Origin of the sequence: Halorubrum sp. Ib24 (assembly GCF_002252745.1) — an archaeon.
Taxonomy (GTDB): Archaea; Halobacteriota; Halobacteria; order Halobacteriales; family Haloferacaceae; genus Halorubrum.
The window spans coordinates 38,732-56,447 of sequence record NZ_NHOX01000025.1 but is presented as its reverse complement, the minus strand read 5'-3'; the positions used below and the strand labels follow the sequence as shown (position 1 = coordinate 56,447).

Here is a 17,716-nt window from a genome sequence, read left to right as displayed (position 1 = left end):
AGACGTTCCGACCGGATCCCGTTATACAGGTGATACCGGCGGGTCGGAGGGCTGCTGCGAGGCGGTCGTCGCTTGATTCCGCTTCCCGTGGAGACGAGAGCCGATCGGGCCGTACCGCGCCCCGATCACGGTCGCCCCCGCCCGGTCGCCCGCTCAAACGTTTCCCGAGGATGAAACGACATATCAGCGATAATATAAATTCTTAAATCGGGGAGACGGCCACCCGCGAACGACTGGCGATGCCGGAGCCGCAACCGACGTCCGCGACGCCGACGAGTGCGCCGCCCCTGCGAGGAACGGTACCGTGAGCGACGCGCCGACGCTCCGGATCATCGACGAGCCGGACGACGATCCCGACGGCGCGGTCCCCGCGCCGGTTCCGCCGGACGACCCCGAGGCGTGGTACGCGCCCGACGTGCGGGCGCAGTACGAGGCCGCGCCGGGCGTCGTCGCCACGGTCCGCGAGCGCGACGGCGGCCGGTTCGGCTACGACGTGCGCGAGCCGCCGCTGTCGCCCGCCGACGAGGAGGCGTTAGCGCGCGTCCGCGACCACTTCTCCGCGGTCCGGCACCGCCGACCGCTCACCCGCGTCGGGGTCGTCGAGCGGGCCGAGCGGGGGTTCGAGTCGAAGTACGACCGCGCGCTCGACCGCCTGCTCGACGCGAGCGCCGCCGCGCGCCGCCGGATCGACTACCGCGCGCTGCGGGACCTCCGGCTGCTCGGCGACGTGACGCCGCTCGCCTTGGACGACCGGATCGAGGTGGCCGACGTGGGCGACGAGCGCGAGCTGGTCGTCCACACCGAGACGTTCGCGCCGCTGGAGACGGGGATCGACGTCGACGCCGACTACGTCGAGCGGGTCGCCGCCGAGCGGCTCGCGCAGTACGCGGTCGGCTTTGCCGGCCTCTCCGTCGAGGTGGTCGTCTACCGCGAGCGCCTGCTCGGCTCCGACGCGTTCGAGACGAAGTACGCCGTCCTCGAGCCCGACCTCCTCCCGGGCGACGAGGCGCTGATCGAGGAGTGCAAAGAGCGGATCTGGGAGACGACAGTCAACGGCGCCGTCGACGACCGCGAGGCGTTCGTCGCCGAGCACGCCCGGCGGTTCCTCTCCCGGCGGCTCACCGCGCGCAACACCCGGGCGTGGCTCGACGCGGCCGCCCACCGCGCCCGGTCCGCGCTGGCCGACCGGGGGCTCGCCGTGCCGCCGGTCGACTCCCGGTACGCCCGCGACCGCCTCGACGACCTGGCGTACTACGTGCTGCGCGACTTCGTCGGCGAGGGGATCCTCACGGTGCCGATCCGGGACCCGAACCTGGAGGACGTCGAGGCGAACCGCGTCGGCGAGCGCGTGAAGGTGGTCCCGCGCGCCTCGGTCCTGCGGAGGGCGGACGGCGAGGGCGGCGCCGGGGGAGTCGAAGCCGACCGCGGCGGCCCGGCCCCGGACGCGGGCGCCCGGGTCCCCACCAACCTCGCGTTCGAGGACGAGACGACGTTCGTCAACGTCGTCACGGCGCTCGCGGCCCGGGACGGCACCGAGCTCAACGCCGCCACCCCGTCGGCGAAGGTGAACCTCGACGTCGACGGCGTCGACGAGACGGTCCGGTGCGCGGTGGCGCTGCCCGTCATCTCCGCCGACGGGCCCCACGTCTCGATCCGGAAGCAGAGCGCGGACGCGATGACGCCGGTCGACCTGATCGACCGCGGGACGCTCTCGACCGAGCTGGTCACGCTGCTGTGGCTGCTGTACGAGCACCGCGGCGTCGTCCTCTTCGCGGGGCCGACCGGCGTCGGCAAGACCACCCTGCTGAACGCCCACACCCCCTTCATCCCGTTCGACGACCGACCGGTGTCGATCGACGAGGGGTCCCGCGAGGTCCGACTCCCGCACGAGACCGGGGTGTCGCTCACGACCCGCGAGCACGAGGAGGCGTACAAGTCGGTGAGCATGTCGGAGCTGATGACGGAGGCCAACTACCTCAACCCGGACGTCGAGGTGATCGCCGAGATCAACACGCCCGCGAGCTTCGAGACGTTCGCGGAGACGCTCAACACGGGCCACGGCGTGATCGGCACGACCCACGCCGAGGACGTCGAGGCGCTCGTGAACCGCGTGGTCGAGCGGGGACTCCCGCCGTACCTCCTCCGCGAGATCGACCTCGTCGTCTTCCCCCGGCAGGTCGACGGCGAGCGGTACGTCTCGCGGGCGGTCGAACCCCTCTCCGCCGAGGAGTACGAGGCGCTCGACCCGGAGGCGAAGCGGAGCCCTACCGGAAACCCGAAACACGGCGGCGCCGGCGTCGTCGACAAGGGCGGTGAGGCGGTGTACTTCAACACGCTCGCGTGGCGCGACGCCGACGGCGCGTTCCGGTTCCCGGGCGCGCCCGAAGCCGACGCGGCGGCCGCGCCGGGCGACGAGCCGCGCCTCCGGGCGTTCGAGCGGATCGCCGACCACACCGACCGCGAGGTCGACGCCGTGCGATCGGAGTTCCTCGCCAAGCGCCGGTACGTCGAGTACCTCGTCCGAGAGGGCGTCCGCGACGTCGACGCGCTGTTCGAGTTCCTCGCCGACCTCCGGACCGACGAGGCCGCGACCGTCGAGCGCGCGGCGCGGACGATGGATCGGACGGGCGATGGGAGCGAACGGACTGATGAGAGCGAACGGACTGACGAGAGCGAACGGACTGACGGGCGGAGGGAGCCGTGAGCGGAGGGCCGGCGACCGACGGCGACGGCGGGAGCCCGGGACTCGGAAGGGCCGTCGACGCCGCCGACGCCGACGGCTTCCTGCGGAGCGGCCGGTCGTCTGCCGTCGATCGGGCCCTCTACGCGCTGTTCGCCCGACACGCGAGCGACCGGCGGCACGACGCCGACCGGAAGCGGTACCGCGGGACGGCGCTCGACACGGGGTTCGAAACGTATCTGTCCCGGGTGTACGGGCTCTCGTGGCTCGTCTGCCTGGCCGTCGCCGGACCGACCCTGCTCGTCGCGATGGGAGCGACGCCGGCGCTGCTCGCGGCCGTCGAGGGAGAGATAGGGGATGCCGCGCCGGTCGCGTCGCCCGAAGCGGTCGCCGTCGCGCTCGCCGGAGTCGTCGCGCTCCTCGCGAAGCGGGCGACGGTGCGGCTCGGCGGGCTCCACCTCCGGTGGCTCACGGCGACGCGCCGGACGGACATCGAGCGGACGCTCCCGGCCGCGGTCCGCTACCTCGAACTGCTCGCGTCCGGGAGCGACGGCCCCAGAGAGATGGTCGCGAAGACCGCCGCGAGCGACGCCTACGGCGGGACGGCCACCTCGCTGCGGAAGGCGCTCAACGCGGCGCGGCTCGCCGGGAGCCTCGACGAGGGGCTCCGGCGCGTCGCCCGCGACACGCCCTCGCGCGAGCTGCTCGCGCCGTTCCTGCTGAAGTTCCGTAAGCACGCGGCGACCGGCGACGCGGCGCTCGCGGAGTACCTCCGAACGGAGAGCCGGATGCTCGCGCACCGGCAGGACCGCGCCCGGAAGCGCGCCCGGCGGTTCTTAGAGCTCCTCACGGAGCTGTTCGTCGCCGTGCTGGTGCTGCCGGCGCTGCTCGTCATCGCCGCGACCGCGCTCACCGTGGTCGTCCCCGAACTCCTGCCGCCGGTCGAGACGCCGGTCGGGGTGGTCCCGACGCGGGCCGTCGTGCTGTACGGGGCCGTCGTCTTCCTGGTCGCCATCGGGCTCGCCGGCGCGGTGGCGGTCGGGACGCTCCGCCCGCCGAACCAGCGCGCGAGCTACGACCTCCCGGGGTCGCCGCGCGCGGTCGCCGCCTCGGTCGGCCGCAACCCGACGAGCGCCGCGGTCGTCTGCGCGCCGCCGGCGGCCCTGCTCGCGGTCGGCCTCGCGGTCGCGGAGTACACGCTCGTCAACGTGGTGCTGCTATCGTACGCGGCGTTCGCGATTCCCGTGGGGAGCGTCGCGGTCAGGCGGACCCGCATCGACGACGCGAAGGACCGGGAGCTGGCCGACTTCGTCCACGCCGTCTCCGGGCACGTCGCGCACGGGCGCCCACTCCCGGACGCGGTCGCGGCCGTGGCCAGCGACGCCGACCTCGGGGTGCTCGACGACGACGTGGCCGACCTCGCGTTCGCGCTCGGGTCGACGACGGCGACCGGAGGGGTGCGAGCCGGAACCGGCGGGGACGGCGAGGTCCGCGACGCCCGCGAGGCCGCCGACGTGCGCGCGGTCGCCATCGGCCGGTTCGTCGACCGGGTGGGAACGCCGCTGGCGGAGGGGACGCTCGGGCTCGTGACGGGCGCCCTGAACGCCGGCAGCGACGCCGACGCCGTCTTCGAGACGCTCCGGATCGAGGTTGGACAGCTGTACAGCGAGCAGCGCGCGCTCCGCTCGTCGATGCACCCGTACGTCGCGGTCGGCTGGGCGGCCGCCGCGCTGGTCGCGGGCGTCGTCGCCGTCGTCAACACGCAGGTGATCGACGCCGCGCGGCTCGCGGAGCTCGCCGGCGCCACCGACCTCGTGACGGAGCCGGAGACGGTCCACCCCGACCTCGAACGCTTCCGGCTGTACGTCGTCACGCAGGCGACGATGCTCGCGTCGGGCTGGTTCGCCGGCACCGCCTCCCGGGGACGCTACGAGGCGCTGCTTCACTCCGGGCTGCTCGTGGGCATCTGCTACGCCGTCTTCACGCTGGGCGGGCTCGTATAAACCAGAGCTACCCGCGCATCAGCTGGAGCACCTCGTCGACGACGCCCGGTTCGACGGCCACGACGTACCGGTGTCCCGGCGTCAGCGTCGTGTCCGGCTGCGAGATCCGGTTCCCGTCGTCGCCGGAGATGACGAGCGTGCCCGCCGGGAAGGCGACGTCCGCGAGCGTCCGCCCCGCGGCGGGCGCACCCTCGGCGACGCTGATCTCGAGGATCTCGACCGCTCCGGTGACGTCGGTCAACGCCTGGACCTCCTTCCCGGCGGTCTTGTTGGCCGCGACCCGCGCGCCCGCCGACTCGGGGTAGACGACGGCGTCCACGAACCGGTCGTACGTCCCGTCCGTCTCCCGATCGACGCGGGCGACCGTTCTGATCCCGTCCGTGAGCCGCGTGGCGAGGAGGCAGACCGCGAGGTTCAACCCTGTCAGCTCCGTCAGCGCGGCGATGGTGTCCGCGTCCTCGATTCCGGCCTGTTCGAGGATGTCCGGGTCGGAGGCGTCGCCGCGGATCACGGTCGCGATCCACGCGTCGGCGATCTCCTCGATGCGGTCTTCGTCCTGCTCGACGATGGTCACGTTCTCGTCGCGGGCGGCGAGCACCTCGGCCGTCTGGAAGCCGACGCGGCCGCCGCCGGCGATGATGATGTCTCGTGTCATGTCAGTCCTCGCTCGCTCCCTCCGCGGCCGGTTGGTCGGCGGTCGCCGCGGCCGTCTCGTCCTCAACAGTCCCCCGGGCCCGGTACCGGTTGAGCACGACGTACATCGCGGCGCCGGCGACCAGCCACCCGACGCTGAGCAGGAGCGCGAGGAGATCGGTCTGAATGAGAAAGCCGATCAGCACCACGGCGAGAATCCCGTTGAGACCGATCGCCAGTATCGGCGGAATCGGGTAGTATGGTATCTCGTACGGGCGGTTCATGTTCGGTCGCTCCCGCCGGAGCCGGATCACCGCGACGTTGACGATGATGAACGACAGCAGGAAAAACAGGCTCGACATGTTCCCCGCGCTCTGCGTGGGGAGGAAGACGGACCCGAGCATGACGACCGCGCTCAACAGCACCGCGACGAACGGGGTGCCGAACCGGTGGTGAATCCGGCCGATCGACGGCAGCAACTGGCCCTCGCGGCCCATCGAGAAGGCGACGCGCGAGGAGGCGATCACGACCGCGTTGAGCGCCGTGACCGTCGAGAACACCGCCCCGAAGACGATGAGCGCGCCGCCGTTCCGGATGACCGGTAGGCCGGTCGGCATGAACGACGTCGCCGCCGTCGCGATGGCGGCCTCGCCGGCGGCGGCGAGCTCCGAGGCGCCCAGCGTGCCGATCGCCACCGTCACGACCAACAGGTACACGACGACGGTGGCGCCGAGGCTGACGAAGATCGCCTTGGGGATGTTCTCGCGGGGGTTCTCGACCTCCTCGGTGACGGTGGTGATGAGGTCGTACCCCTCGAAGGCGATGAACGTCAGGCCCATCGCGGGGAGGATGCTGAACGCGCCGGACCCCTCCGGGAACAGCGGGTCGAAGTTCTGGAAGGTGAAGCTCGTCTCCCCGCCGCCGCCGGCAGAGAGGAACCCGAAGGCGACGAACACGACGAGGATGGACACCTTGACGATCGTGAACACCGTCTCGGCGCTGCCGCTCGCGGCGGTCGACGCCGCGTTCATCGCCACGAGCCCGGCGACCGCCGCGAACGCGAGGAGGAACTTCGCCGGAACCCCCACGCCGAGCAGCGGGAGCACCACCGCGCCGACTTGGTCCGGCGGCGCGACCACGCCGTACACGTGGAGCAGTTCGAGGAAGTTCGGCGCGAACCCCAGCGCGTACAGGGCGCCGGCGATCATGTACGCGAACCAGAGCATCCACCCCATGATGAACGAGCCGAAGTCGTCGAATATCTCCCGCACGAACGCGTAGCCGCCTCCGCTCTTCGGGATCGCGGACGCCAGTTCCGCGTACGAGAGGCCGGTGAAGGCGGTCACGACCCCGTTCAACAGAAAGACGAGCAGCGCGGCCGGACCGGATATCTCGGCCGCGAGGCCCGTGAGGACGAAGATACCCGCGCCGATCATCGCGCCCATCCCGATCATCGTCGCGTCCAGCAGGCCCAGTTCGGCCTCCGGTTCCCGCTGGTCGTGACTGCTCACGAGGTCTCCACCCGAGTTCGGCGTCCGAGACCGGTCATCGCGCGGCTGTACCAATAACCACGACTGCACGTACATTAATCTAATCCCGACAAATTCCGTACGTTCTCTCCGGGAACGACAGGACGAACGTGGCTACGATGTGGATCCCGCAATAATATTAATTAAATAATATATACGTGCAGCGGGGGACGACTCCCGCGTGGGGTCCGGCGTTCGCGGGGGAACTCGCCGCGTCGCCTATTTAAACGGCGTAACCTACAATTACCTGCGCGCGGTAGCCCGGCGAATGAGCACGGATCTACGGGTCGTGATCGTCGGCGGTCAACACGTCGGGTATCACGCCGCGCGGCGTCTCTCCGACCGCGGCCACGACGTGGTCGTCGTCGAGAAGGACCGCGAGCGGGTGGAGTTCCTGAGCGAGCAGTACGACGCGACGGTCATCCACGGCGACGGCGGCCGGCGGTCGATCCTGCGACAGGCCGGCCTCGACCGGAGCGACGTCGTCGCGGCGCTCACCGGGTACGGCGCGATGACGAACATCGGCATCTGCGCGATGGCGACGGAGATCGAACCCGATATCGGGACCGTCGCGCGGATCGACCACGGCGACAAAGAGGAGTACGCCGGGCTCGTCGACCGCGTCGGCGATCCGGAGGAGCTGGCCGCACACGCCGCGACCAACGAGATCGTCCACGTCGCGGGCGGCGGCGTCCGGACGATCGAGGAGGTGACGGGGGACCTCACGCTGCTCGAACTCACCGTGGCGGCCGACGCGCCGGTCGCGGGCCGAGAGCTCCGCGACGTCGCCTTCCCGCGGGGAGCCGTCGTCGTCGCCGGGCGAGACAGCAATCAGCTTCCGGGCCCGGAGATGGTGCTGGAGCCCGGGTTCCGGTACGTGGTCGCCGTCAAGACCGATATCAGCGACGAGGTCGTGCGACTGCTCAGGGGCTGAGGCCGAGCCGCCCGTCTCGGTCGTCCGAGGCGGCGCGATCACTGCCGTCCGACGGCTCGACCCGAACGGTCGCGGGCCTCCAGCGCCCAGACGTTGGGTTCGTCCCGAAACTCGTGTTCGGTGAGATGCGTCGCCTGATACGCGTTGTCCGCCATCGCCTCGCGCGCCGCGTCCCACTCCTCGCTCGCGATGCGATCGATCGGGCCGGCGGCGATCACGCTTCGCCACGAGCCGTCGGGGGCGACGTCGACGACGGCGAAGCTCGCGACGTCCGACTGCGCCGCGTAGGTCTCCTTTCGGAGTTCGCTGGTCCCGCCGAGAAAGACGAAGTAGAGGGTGCCGTCCCCGTCGTACCCGAACGACAGCGGAACGCCGTACGGCACGCCGTCGGCGCTCGTCGACAGCACGCCGACACCGGCCTCTGTCAGCAGGTCGTCGATCGCGGCGTCGTCCATTTCGGTCCCCAGCAGCGCGTCGTACTGTGTCATGAGTTACCGACACACAGGGCTGTTATAAGAAGGCACACGAGGGTTCTCGGTCGATCGAAACGCGGGTCGAGAGCGACGACGTCCGAACGGGTTTTTCTCCGACGGATCCCAACCGATCGGTATGAACGCGCGCCGACGGATCGAGAGCTACTACGACGCGCTTCGCGCGGGCGAACCGCTCGGCCCGTACTTCGCGGAGTCCGGGTCCGGCGACGACGCGCTCGTGAAGTTCGGGATCTCCGAGCGCCTGGTCGGCGGCGACGAGATCCGCGCGGGGCTCCGGCGACAGACCGAGACGACGACCGACTGGACGGTGACGAGTCGCGCGCTCCGCGTCACCGATCGCGACCGCCGCGCGTGGTTCAGCGACGACGTGTCGATGGCCTGGACCGACGCGGAGACGGGCGACCGACGCGCGTTCGAGACGCGCTGGAGCGGCGCGCTCGAACGCCGGGACGGCGAGTGGCGCTTCGTCGGGATGCACGTGAGCACGGCCGACGAGCTGTGACCGGGCCGGCGGTCCGGCGGGCCCGCGTTCGACCGCGGCGGCGCCGATGTCGGAGATAGATATCAGCCGTGAGAACCTCGGGGGAACGGTCTTGTAGGATTCGACGATTTACCACCGTATGCATCTCTCCGAGTCGGCCAAGGCCCGCGTCGGGCTCTTTCTCATTCTTGGAATCGGCGTCGGGTTGGTCGCCCTCCACGTGGCGCACGCGGCGGGCGACCGGGAGAGCCTCCAGACGTTCCTGTCCGGGATCCTCATTCCGATGCTCTTCGGCCTCGGCGTCTTCGTCGGCGGTCTCTGGCTCCGGCGACGGGGGACGGACGGGAGACACGTGCTCCGCGTGGCGGGGTGGTGCGCGCTCGGCGCCGTCGCCCTGGCCGGCCAGACCGCCCTGATGACGGTGTACCAGCACGGGGAGGGCGTTGAGATGAGCCACCAGATCTACGTCTTCGTGAACGCCGCGTCGGGCGGCGCCGCGGTCGGGTTCGTCGTCGGCTTCTACGACAGCCGGCAGCGCGTCGCCCGGGAGACGTCGTCTCAGTTGAGCCGTCAGCTCGGCGTGCTCAACCGCGTGCTACGTCATGACATTCGAACGAACGCGAACCTGATCCACGGTCACGCCGAACTGCTCGCCGAGGACCTCGACGACGCCGAACGGGCGCGCATGGTCCAAGAGCAGTCGGCCGAGCTCGTGAAGATGGGGGACCAAGCGAGGGAGATCGAGCGTCTGTTACAGGAGGGCGACGTGGAGACCGAGCCCGTCGACGTCGCGTCGCTGGCCGAGACGAGCTGCGAGCAGGTCGCGCGGGAGCACCCGGAGGCGGACATCGACGTGTCGCTCCCCGACGAACTGGTCGTTCGGGCGCACCCGCTGGTGGAGTCAGCGCTGCGGAACGTGATCGAGAACGCCGTCGAACACAACGACAAGGAGACGCCGCGGGTCGCGATCGAGTCGCTCGACGGCGATCGACCGGGAACCGATCTCGTCGGCGTTCGAATCGCCGACAACGGCCCGGGTATCCCCGCCGGCGAGCGCGAGGTCTTCGAGCGAGGGTACGAGACGCCGCTCGAACACGCGAGCGGTCTCGGACTGTGGCTCGTCAACTGGATCGTCAGCGAGTCCGGCGGTCGGATCCGGTTCGAGGAGAACGAGCCGGAGGGGAGCGTGATCCGCCTGCGGTTCGAGCGGCCGCGGGCGGCCCGGTCGGACCGAGCGTCGAGCGCCCCGGCCGCCGGCGGGACCCCGTCCTGAGCGACGGGCGCTCGGTCGACGCCCCCGTCGGTAGCCGATCGATTAAAGTCGACTTGTGCTAACCAACCGCTAGTGGTCATCATCGACACCGCGGCACCGGCACAGGGGGTTCAGACCGGGCGGGATGGCCCGCGGGTGCCGCCGCGGTGAGCGACCCGACCCTCGTCGTCCGTCGGCGGGCGCGACCGGAGACGGGCCGCGGAATCGACGGTGATCACGGCCGCGGGCGCGACCCGGGGAACGCTCCGGCGGCACACGGCCCAGCCGGCCGACCTGGAGATCGGGTCGCCGACGGTCGGACCCGGGCCCGACTCGCCGCGTGCCGGTCAGCCCGTCCGGCTGCGGACGCCCCGCGGGGGTTCGTCACCCGGGCCGGTCCGGGGAGCTGGTCGGCGTCGACTTCGTCGGTGTCGACGCCGGCTCCGGCCGTGGACCGGCGCGAGGGGCGGCGTCCGCGACGCCGACGCGACGCCTGGCGGCGACGTCCGGACCGCCGAGCCCGTGCCGGACGCGGCGGCGTCTTCGAGCGGGCGCGCGGGCTGGCGGGGACGATCGCCGGCGTGGGCGGAGACGGAAACGGAGACGGAGCTGGCGGCGCCGCCGCGGACGGCGGCGGCGACCCCGCCGAGCTCCTCGTCGCCGAGACGGTCCCCGGCGGCACGACGACCGCGCTCGGCGTCCTGACCGCGCTCGGCGAGCGCCCGGTCGTCTCCTCGTCGCTGGCGGCGAACCCGCTGGCGCGGAAGCGCGCGGTCGTCGAGGAGGGGCTGGCCGCGAGCGGCCTCGACCCGGGCGACGCCGCGGGCGACCCCCTCGACGCGGTCCGGCTGATGGGCGACCCCGTGCTCGCGGCGGCGGCCGGCCTCGTCGTCGGCGCGGCCGAACGCGGGATCGACGTGACGCTGGCGGGCGGCACCCAGCTGGCGACGGTCGCCGCGCTGGCGCGGCACGCGGGGATCGAGCGGCGGCTCCCGCTGGCGACGACCGCGTTCGTCGCCGACGACCCGACGGCGGACGTCGCGGCGCTCGCCGACGACCTCGACCTGGCGCTGACCGCGACCGACCCCGGCTTCGACGCGAGCGACCGCCCGGCGATGCGAGCGTACGCCCGCGGCGAGGCGAAGGAGGGCGTCGGGATGGGCGGCGCGCTGGCGCTCGCCGACCGCGCGGGCGTCTCGGATATCGCCCTGCGCGAGCGCGTCGCCGCCGTGACCGACCGACTGCTCGCCGAGCGCGACGGCGAATCGACCGCGGAGGGTGCGCCGTGAAGGGCGTCGTCCTCGGCGGCGTCGCCTCCGGCGTCGGCAAGACCGTCGCGACGCTCGCGGCGATCCGCGCGCTCGACGGTGCGGGGCACGCGGTCCAGCCGGCGAAGGCCGGCCCCGACTTCATCGACCCGAGCCACCACGAGCGCGTCGCGGGACGCCCCTCGCGCACGCTCGACCTGTGGCTGCAGGGCGAAGGCGGGCTCCGTCGGAACTACGCCCGCGGCGAGGGCGACGTCTGCGTCGTCGAGGGCGTGATGGGACTGTACGACGGCGACGGGTCGAGCACGGCCGCCGTCGCCGAGGCGCTCGACCTGCCGGTCGCCCTCGTCGTCGACGCGAGCGCGGGGATGGAGAGCGTCGCCGCGACCGCGCTCGGCTTCCGGGCGTACGCCGAGCGCGCCGGCCGCGACGTCGACGTCGCGGGGGTGATCGCCCAGCGCGCACACGGCGGGCGCCACGAAAACGGGATCCGCGAGGCGCTCCCGGACGAGCTGACCTACCTCGGACGGATCCCGCCGAACGACGACCTGGAGGTCCCCGAGCGACACCTCGGGCTCCACATGGGCGACGAGTCGCCGGTCCCCGACGACGCGCTCGACGCGGCCGCGGAGGGGCTCCGGACCGAGCGGCTGCTCGATGTCGCGCGGGAGCCGGCGGGAGTCGTCGAACCGAGCGAGAGGGCGGCACCGCCCGGCGACCGCCCCCGCGTCGCCGTCGCCCGCGACGAGGCCTTCCGGTTCGCGTACCCGGCGACGGTCGAGCGCCTGCGCGAGCGGGCGACCGTCGAGCCGTTCGCGCCGGTCGCGGGCGACCCACTCCCGCCCTGCGACGGCGTCTACCTCCCCGGCGGCTACCCGGAACTGCACGCCGCGGCCCTCGCGGAGGGCCCGGCGCTCGCCGATATCGCGGCCGCGGCCGCGGAGGGAGTCCCCGTGCTCGGCGAGTGCGGCGGGCTGATGGCGCTCGCCGAGTCGTTGACGACCGTCGAGGGCGAGACGCACGCGATGGCGGGCGTCCTCCCGGCCGACGTGGCGATGCGAGACCGCTATCAGGCGCTCGACCACGTCGAACTGCGGGCGCGGCGGGACGCGCCGACCGCGTCGGCGGGCGACGCCCTCCGGGGCCACGAGTTCCACTACTCCGACGCCGACGTCGCTGGCGACGCCAGGTTCGCCTTCGACGTGGAGCGCGGGACCGGGATCGACGGGGAGCACGACGGCCTGACCGAACACCGAACGCTCGGAACGTACTGTCACGTCCACCCGGAGAGCGGGGCGTTCGACGCGTTCCTCGACGGGCTCTGACCGCGATGTCGCTCTCCGCGCCCCTCGGCGTCGCCGTCGTCTTCCCGGCCCTCGCCGCGCTGGCGATCGCGGTCGCGCTCGACCTCGCGGCCGCGGAGCCGCCGGGCCGGGTCCACCCGGTCGCGCTGTTCGGCTCGGTCGTCGAACCGGTCGACCGGTCGTGGTCGCGCCCGCGGCCGGTCGGCGTCGCGGCCGCGGTCGGCCTCCCGCTCCTCGCCGCGGTCGTCGGGGGCGGGGCCGTGTGGGCCGCCGCCGTCCTCCCCGTTCTCGGCGTCCCGGTCGCCGGCGCGCTCCTCTTCCCGCTCGTCAGCCTCCGGATGCTCCGCGAGGTCACCGCGGAGGTGGTCGCGCTGACCGAGAGCGATCCGGAGGCGGCCCGCGAGTCGATCCGGGCGCTCGTGGGGCGCGACGCGACCGACCTCTCGCCGGCGGCGCTCCGGAGCGCGGCGGTCGAGAGCGCGGCCGAGAACCTCGCCGACGGGTTCGTCGCGCCGCTCGCGGGGTTCGCGGGCGGCGCGACGGTCGGGCTGGCGGTCGCCCCGGCGTCGGCCCTCCCGCTCGCCGCGGGGGTCGCCGGCGCGGCGTGGGTGAAGGCCGTGAACACGCTCGACTCGATGCTCGGCTACCGGTCGAAGCCGGTCGGCCGGGCGAGCGCCCGGCTCGACGACGCCGTCATGTACCTCTCGGCCCGCGCGGCCGCGGCCTGTCTCGCTATCGCGGCCGGGTCGGTCGGGACGCTCTCGCGGGCCCGCTCGTGGGCGCGGGAGCCGGGATCGCCCAACTCCGGGTGGCTGATGGCGACCGCCGCGGCCGCGCTCGACGTGCGGCTGGCGAAGCCGGGTCACTACGCGCTCAATCCGGCCGCCGCGTCGCCGAGCGTCGCCGACGCGGAGCGGGCGGTCCGGCTCGTCGGCGTCGCCGGCGGCGTCGCCGTCGCGGGGGCGACGGGGTGGCTGCTCGCGGTCGGGTGGCTGCTGCCGAGCGACGGCCTCCTCTCCTCCGCGGGGGTGGTCGGATGACCGCGGCCGCGCTCCGGGGCGCGCTCGGCTTCCTCACGCGGGTCCCGGTCGGTCGGAGCGAGGCGGCGTGGGAGGCGTTCTCGGGGGCGCCGTGGACGCTCCCGGTCGTCGGCTACCTCGTCGGCGCGACCGTCTCGCTTCCCCTGCTCGCGCCCGCACCCGCGTCGACGGTCGCGCTGGCGTTCCCCCTCGCCGTCTACGCCGTGACCGGGATCACCCACCTCGACGGGGTCGCCGACCTCGGCGACGCGGCGGTCGTCCACGGCGGTCCCGCGGAGCGCCGAGAGGTCCTGAAAGACTCCGCGCTCGGCGTCGGCGGGACGGTCGCGCTCGTCGCCGTCGTCCTCGGGCTGGCGACCGCCGCGCTCGGGCTGGTCGGGGCGTCCGGGGCCAGCCGGTGCGGGCCCGGACCCACCGCTCGTCGCCGCCGGAATCGGTCCGTCCCAGCGCCGAGGTGGGCGCGAAGGCGCGACCGCGCGCTGTCCGTCTGCGTCGGCGACGCGGCCCCACCGAGGGGCCTCCGGTCCCGCGCTTCGCGGACCGGGGTCGGCCCCGGGCGGCGCTCCCCGTCGCTCCCGCGCCCGCCGCGCCCGCCCGCTCCTCGCCGTGCCGCGGTCCTCGGGGGTCGCCGCGCTCCTCGCCGCGCTGGCGACGGCGGCGCTGCTCCGCCGGTGGTCCCGGCGGCGGCTCGGCGGCGTCTCCGGCGACGTGCTGGGCGCGACGAACGAACTCGCGCGGGTCGCCGCGCTGCACGCGGGGGTGATCGCGTGGACGCGCTTCTGATGTGCGGCGGCCGCGGCACCCGCCTCGCGGCGAGGCGGAGAAGCCCCCTGACTCCGGCGCGGGCGGCGATGTCGACCGGGCCTTCGACGCGCTCGCCGAGAGCCGCGGTCGAGCGGTGCACGCGGTCGTCTTCGCCGCACGCGCCGGCGACGCGGCGCGCATCTCGCCACGAGCGCCCGGGACCTCCCGTGATCGACGCCGCCGGGCGACGGCTACGTCGCCGACCTGCAGTACGCGATGGAGTCGGTCGGGCCGGGCGGAGCGCCCCTCCTGACCGTCGCCGCCGACCTCCCGCTCGTGGACGCCGCGGCCGTGAACAGCGCGATCGACGCCGCCAGAGCCGCCGGCGACGACGACGCGCCGGCGTCGCTCACCGTCTGCGTCCCGGCGTCGCGGAAGCGGGAGCTCGGCGTCAGCGCCGACGCGGCGACCGAGGTCGACGGCCGCGAGGTCGTCCCCGCGGGGATCAACGTCGTCGGGGGGAGCGGCGGGACCGGAAGCGACGACGAGAGCGCCGACGCCGCCGTCCACGTCACCGAGGACGCGCGGCTCGCCGTCAACGTCAACTACCCGTCGGACGTGCGGGTCGCCGAGCGGCTCCTCGCCGACGGGGAGGCGGACGACCGGGAGGCCGACGACTGAACCAGAACCCATGAACCTCGACACCGCGATCGACCTCGACCGCGCGCCCCACGGGAGCAGCGACGACCCCGATCTGTTGGACTTCTCGGCGAACACCAACCCGGAGGTCCCGGAGGGCGTCGAGGCGGTCTACCGCGAGGCGTTCGCCGACGCCAAGTCGTACCCCGCGGAGCCGCCGGCGGCGTTCCGCGAGGCCGCGGCCGGCTACGTCGGCTGCGACCCCGAGGCCGTGATCCCGGCGCCCGGCGGGCTCGCCGCGATCCGCGCGGCGGTCGCGCTCGCGGTCGACCCGGGCGACACCGCCCTCGTCCCGGCGCCGAGCTTCGGCGAGTACGCCCGCGAAGTCCGGCTGGAGGGCGGCGAACCCGCGTTCGTCTCGGCGGCCGAGGTCCTCGACGCCGACCCGAGCGACCACGCGCTCGCCGTCGTCTGTACCCCGAACAACCCGACCGGGGACGCGTACGACCGCGCGGCGCTGGAGCGGTTCGCGACGCGGTGCCGCGAGGCCGACACGCTCCTGCTCGTCGACGAGGCGTTCCTCGGGTTCACGGACCGCCCGTCGCTCGCGGGGACGGAGGGGGTCGTCGTCGCCCGGTCGCTGACGAAGCTGTTCGGCCTCCCCGGGATCCGGACCGGGTTCGCGGTCGCGACCGGCGAGGTCGGCGCGGCGCTGTCGAACGCCCGCCGCCCGTGGAACCTGAGCGCCCCGGCGCTCGCGACCGGCGCGTACTGCATGCGGCGGGAGGAGTTTATAATCGAGACCCGCGAGCGCGTCCGCACCGAGCGGGCCCGGATGGGCGAGGCCCTCACCGAGCGCTACGACGTCTCCCCCTCGGACGCGCCGTTCCTGCTGGTCGATGTGGGGGCGACCGGTCGGTCGGCCGAGGCCGTCGTCGCGACGGCCCGCGAGCGTGGGGTCGCGGTCCGGGACGCGACCACCTTCCGCGGGCTCGGCTCGCACGTCAGGGTCGCGGTGCGCCGGCCGGCCGAGAACGACCGGCTGCTGGCGGCGCTGGGCGTCGGCGACGCGGAGACGGCCGACGCGGTGGCGACCGACGACACGGCCGAGGCGGCGGCGGCCGACGACACGGCCGACGCGGCGGCGACCGACGACACGACGACCGATCCGGAGGGCGACGATGTTTGAGGCGACCGTGCGCGACGGCGTTCTCCGCCTGCGGCGCCCGGGGACGCGCTGGCTCTCGACCGGGTGGAACGAGGGGCGGTCGCGGACGGACGCCGCGTACAACGTCACCGTTCCCGAGGGGTTCGAGCGCACCGACCTCGGCGCGTACCGCGACGAGCGGCTGGCGCGGGCGGGGTTCGAAACCGAGGACGACGCGAGACGGGACGGCGAGAGCGACGCGGGGCGCGACGGCGACCCGCCGACCCTGTTCACCGGCGTCGCGATGGAGCACGCCCGCGGCGCGCGGCGCGGGCCGGTCGTCGCGTACGCGACCGTCGGGCTCTCGAACCCGGCGATGCTCCCGATGGACCCGGAGGGAGAGCCCGGGGACGGCGCTCGGGAGCGCGAGCCCGAGGCGGCGACCGAGGACCGCCCGCGACCCGGCACGGTCAACCTGATCGTCGGGACCACCCGGCGGCTCGCGCCCGGCGCCGCCGCGAACCTCGTCTCCGTCGCGGCCGAGGCGAAGGCGGCGACCCTGCTCGCGACCGCGGGCGTGCCGGGCACGACGAGCGACGCGGTCGCGGTCGCTGACGACCCGAACGGGGAGCCGGCGGCGTTCTCGGGCAGCGCCACGCCGGTCGGCGCGGCGGCCCGCGCCTGCGTCCGGGACGCGGTGCGCGCGAGCCTGCGGTCGCGGTACCCGGACGCCGACCTGCCCGGTCCGGCCGGCGACGCCGAACACGGCGTCGTCGCCGACGAGCGGGCGGAGGTCTTCGACCCATGACACACGACGACACAGACACCGACGGCGACGCGGACGTATCGACCGACGAGGAACCGACCGACGGCGACGAATCGGCGGCCGAGCACCCGGCGTCCCGGACTCCCGGCGGCGGCACGGCCCCCGAACCGGAGCCGATCGAGCCGGCCGCGCCCGAGGAGTTCGGGCTCGTGCAGGCCTGGTGGGGCGACGGGAAGGGGAAGACGACGGCGGCGATGGGGATGGGGTTCCGGGCCGCGGGGCACGGCTACCGCGTCCACATGCTCCAGCTCATGAAGGGGGGCGCGGACAGCGTCGAGGGCGTCAGGGGCGAGTACAACGCGATCGCCGCGATGCCGGGGTTCACATACGAGAACGCCGGCCACTACGGCTGGCACGGACTGCTCGACGGCTCCGCGGACGGCGAGCACGAGGCGAAGGCCGCGGCCGCCTTCGAGCGCGCCGAGGCGCTCGTCGCCGGCGCCGCCGACGCGGACCTGACGGCGCCGCTCCCGCTCGACGGCGACCCCGACGACGGGGTCCACATGCTGATCGTCGACGAGCTGCTGTACGCGGCCGACCGCGGCCTCGTCGACCCTGGGGACGTGGTCGCGCTCGCGGAGTCGAAGCCGGACGGGCTCGAGCTCGTCCTCACCGGGAGCCACGCGGAGCCGGCGTACCTGGACGGCGTCGCCGACCTGATCACGAACGTCCGGAAAGTGGCGCACCCCTTCGACGCGGGACACCGGGCGCGGCGGGGGACGGAGTACTGACGTGACCGCCG

At 73.7% G+C, this 17,716-nt stretch carries 13 protein-coding genes and 3 pseudogenes; 13 read left to right on the top strand and 3 right to left on the bottom strand.

Annotated features, from left to right (window positions below; translation table 11 throughout):
* Nucleotides 1-304 precede the first annotated feature (304 nt).
* Both DJ82_RS06380 and DJ82_RS06375 read left to right on the top strand, forming a co-directional pair.
* Nucleotides 305-2,704: a type II/IV secretion system ATPase subunit gene (locus DJ82_RS06380; RefSeq protein ID WP_094581335.1), complete on the top strand. Its 2,400-nt coding sequence runs from the start codon at nt 305-307 to the stop codon at nt 2,702-2,704.
* A complete protein-coding gene (locus tag DJ82_RS06375) occupies nt 2,701-4,683 on the top strand; it encodes a type II secretion system F family protein (RefSeq protein ID WP_094581334.1) in 1,983 nt (660 codons plus the stop codon). The genes DJ82_RS06380 and DJ82_RS06375 overlap by 4 nt, the downstream gene beginning before the upstream one ends.
* Nucleotides 4,684-4,690: 7 nt before the next feature.
* Here DJ82_RS06375 and DJ82_RS06370 read toward each other — a convergent pair whose 3' ends face one another.
* Both DJ82_RS06370 and DJ82_RS06365 read right to left on the bottom strand, forming a co-directional pair.
* The gene (locus tag DJ82_RS06370; protein WP_094527043.1) at nt 4,691-5,338 is read right to left on the bottom strand and encodes a TrkA family potassium uptake protein; all 648 of its coding nucleotides are present in this window, start codon (nt 5,336-5,338) and stop codon (nt 4,691-4,693) included.
* A gap of 1 nt (nt 5,339) precedes the next feature.
* A complete protein-coding gene (locus DJ82_RS06365; protein ID WP_241881443.1) occupies nt 5,340-6,770 on the bottom strand; it encodes an APC family permease in 1,431 nt (476 codons plus the stop codon).
* Nucleotides 6,771-7,113: 343 nt separating this feature from the next.
* Here DJ82_RS06365 and DJ82_RS06360 point away from each other — a divergent pair, with 343 nt between their 5' ends.
* Entirely contained in the window at nt 7,114-7,779 is a 666-nt protein-coding gene (locus DJ82_RS06360) for a TrkA family potassium uptake protein (protein WP_094581333.1), read from the top strand.
* 38 nt (nt 7,780-7,817) lie between these two features.
* Here DJ82_RS06360 and DJ82_RS06355 read toward each other — a convergent pair whose 3' ends face one another.
* Nucleotides 7,818-8,267: a pyridoxamine 5'-phosphate oxidase family protein gene (locus DJ82_RS06355; protein ID WP_094581332.1), complete on the bottom strand. Its 450-nt coding sequence runs from the start codon at nt 8,265-8,267 to the stop codon at nt 7,818-7,820.
* Nucleotides 8,268-8,388: 121 nt separating this feature from the next.
* On the opposite strand from DJ82_RS06355, the gene DJ82_RS06350 reads away from it, so the two are divergent.
* From DJ82_RS06350 to DJ82_RS06305, 10 genes and pseudogenes are all read left to right on the top strand, one after another.
* Nucleotides 8,389-8,775: a nuclear transport factor 2 family protein gene (locus DJ82_RS06350; RefSeq protein WP_094581331.1), complete on the top strand. Its 387-nt coding sequence runs from the start codon at nt 8,389-8,391 to the stop codon at nt 8,773-8,775.
* A gap of 118 nt (nt 8,776-8,893) precedes the next feature.
* Complete coding sequence (locus DJ82_RS06345) at nt 8,894-10,027, top strand: ATP-binding protein (protein ID WP_094581330.1); 1,134 nt, start codon at nt 8,894-8,896, stop codon at nt 10,025-10,027.
* A gap of 210 nt (nt 10,028-10,237) precedes the next feature.
* Nucleotides 10,238-11,295, top strand: a pseudogene (locus DJ82_RS06340) (nicotinate-nucleotide--dimethylbenzimidazole phosphoribosyltransferase).
* Complete coding sequence (locus DJ82_RS06335) at nt 11,292-12,599, top strand: cobyrinic acid a,c-diamide synthase (RefSeq protein WP_094581329.1); 1,308 nt, start codon at nt 11,292-11,294, stop codon at nt 12,597-12,599. Before DJ82_RS06340 ends, DJ82_RS06335 begins: the two are co-directional and overlap by 4 nt.
* 5 nt (nt 12,600-12,604) lie before the next feature.
* Nucleotides 12,605-13,618 (top strand): CobD/CbiB family cobalamin biosynthesis protein, encoded by a 1,014-nt coding sequence (locus tag DJ82_RS06330; RefSeq protein WP_094581328.1) that lies wholly within the window; start codon nt 12,605-12,607, stop codon nt 13,616-13,618.
* Nucleotides 13,615-14,401 (top strand): annotated as a pseudogene (locus DJ82_RS06325) (adenosylcobinamide-GDP ribazoletransferase). Before DJ82_RS06330 ends, DJ82_RS06325 begins: the two are co-directional and overlap by 4 nt.
* A pseudogene (locus DJ82_RS15690) lies at nt 14,401-15,043 on the top strand (NTP transferase domain-containing protein). The pseudogenes DJ82_RS06325 and DJ82_RS15690 overlap by 1 nt, the downstream one beginning before the upstream one ends.
* Nucleotides 15,044-15,053: 10 nt before the next feature.
* Nucleotides 15,054-16,190 carry an aminotransferase class I/II-fold pyridoxal phosphate-dependent enzyme gene (locus DJ82_RS06315; protein WP_094581327.1) on the top strand — a complete coding sequence of 379 codons (1,137 nt, stop codon included), beginning with the start codon at nt 15,054-15,056 and terminating at the stop codon, nt 16,188-16,190.
* Nucleotides 16,183-16,956 (top strand): adenosylcobinamide amidohydrolase, encoded by a 774-nt coding sequence (locus DJ82_RS06310; protein WP_094581326.1) that lies wholly within the window; start codon nt 16,183-16,185, stop codon nt 16,954-16,956. The genes DJ82_RS06315 and DJ82_RS06310 overlap by 8 nt, the downstream gene beginning before the upstream one ends.
* Nucleotides 16,953-17,705 (top strand): cob(I)yrinic acid a,c-diamide adenosyltransferase, encoded by a 753-nt coding sequence (locus DJ82_RS06305; protein WP_094523278.1) that lies wholly within the window; start codon nt 16,953-16,955, stop codon nt 17,703-17,705. The genes DJ82_RS06310 and DJ82_RS06305 overlap by 4 nt, the downstream gene beginning before the upstream one ends.
* The last annotated feature ends 11 nt before the right edge of the window (nt 17,706-17,716 follow it).

Coding starts and splice junctions, on each gene's coding strand:
- DJ82_RS06330 (WP_094581328.1), top strand. CDS start 12,605: ATGTCGCTCTCCGCGCCCCTCGGCGTCGCCGTCGTCTTCCCGGCCCTC.
- DJ82_RS06370 (WP_094527043.1), bottom strand. CDS start 5,338: ATGACACGAGACATCATCATCGCCGGCGGCGGCCGCGTCGGCTTCCAG.
- DJ82_RS06360 (WP_094581333.1), top strand. CDS start 7,114: ATGAGCACGGATCTACGGGTCGTGATCGTCGGCGGTCAACACGTCGGG.
- DJ82_RS06315 (WP_094581327.1), top strand. CDS start 15,054: ATGAACCTCGACACCGCGATCGACCTCGACCGCGCGCCCCACGGGAGC.
- DJ82_RS06305 (WP_094523278.1), top strand. CDS start 16,953: ATGACACACGACGACACAGACACCGACGGCGACGCGGACGTATCGACC.
- DJ82_RS06355 (WP_094581332.1), bottom strand. CDS start 8,267: ATGACACAGTACGACGCGCTGCTGGGGACCGAAATGGACGACGCCGCG.
- DJ82_RS06350 (WP_094581331.1), top strand. CDS start 8,389: ATGAACGCGCGCCGACGGATCGAGAGCTACTACGACGCGCTTCGCGCG.
- DJ82_RS06345 (WP_094581330.1), top strand. CDS start 8,894: ATGCATCTCTCCGAGTCGGCCAAGGCCCGCGTCGGGCTCTTTCTCATT.
- DJ82_RS06365 (WP_241881443.1), bottom strand. CDS start 6,770: ATGATCGGGATGGGCGCGATGATCGGCGCGGGTATCTTCGTCCTCACG.
- DJ82_RS06310 (WP_094581326.1), top strand. CDS start 16,183: ATGTTTGAGGCGACCGTGCGCGACGGCGTTCTCCGCCTGCGGCGCCCG.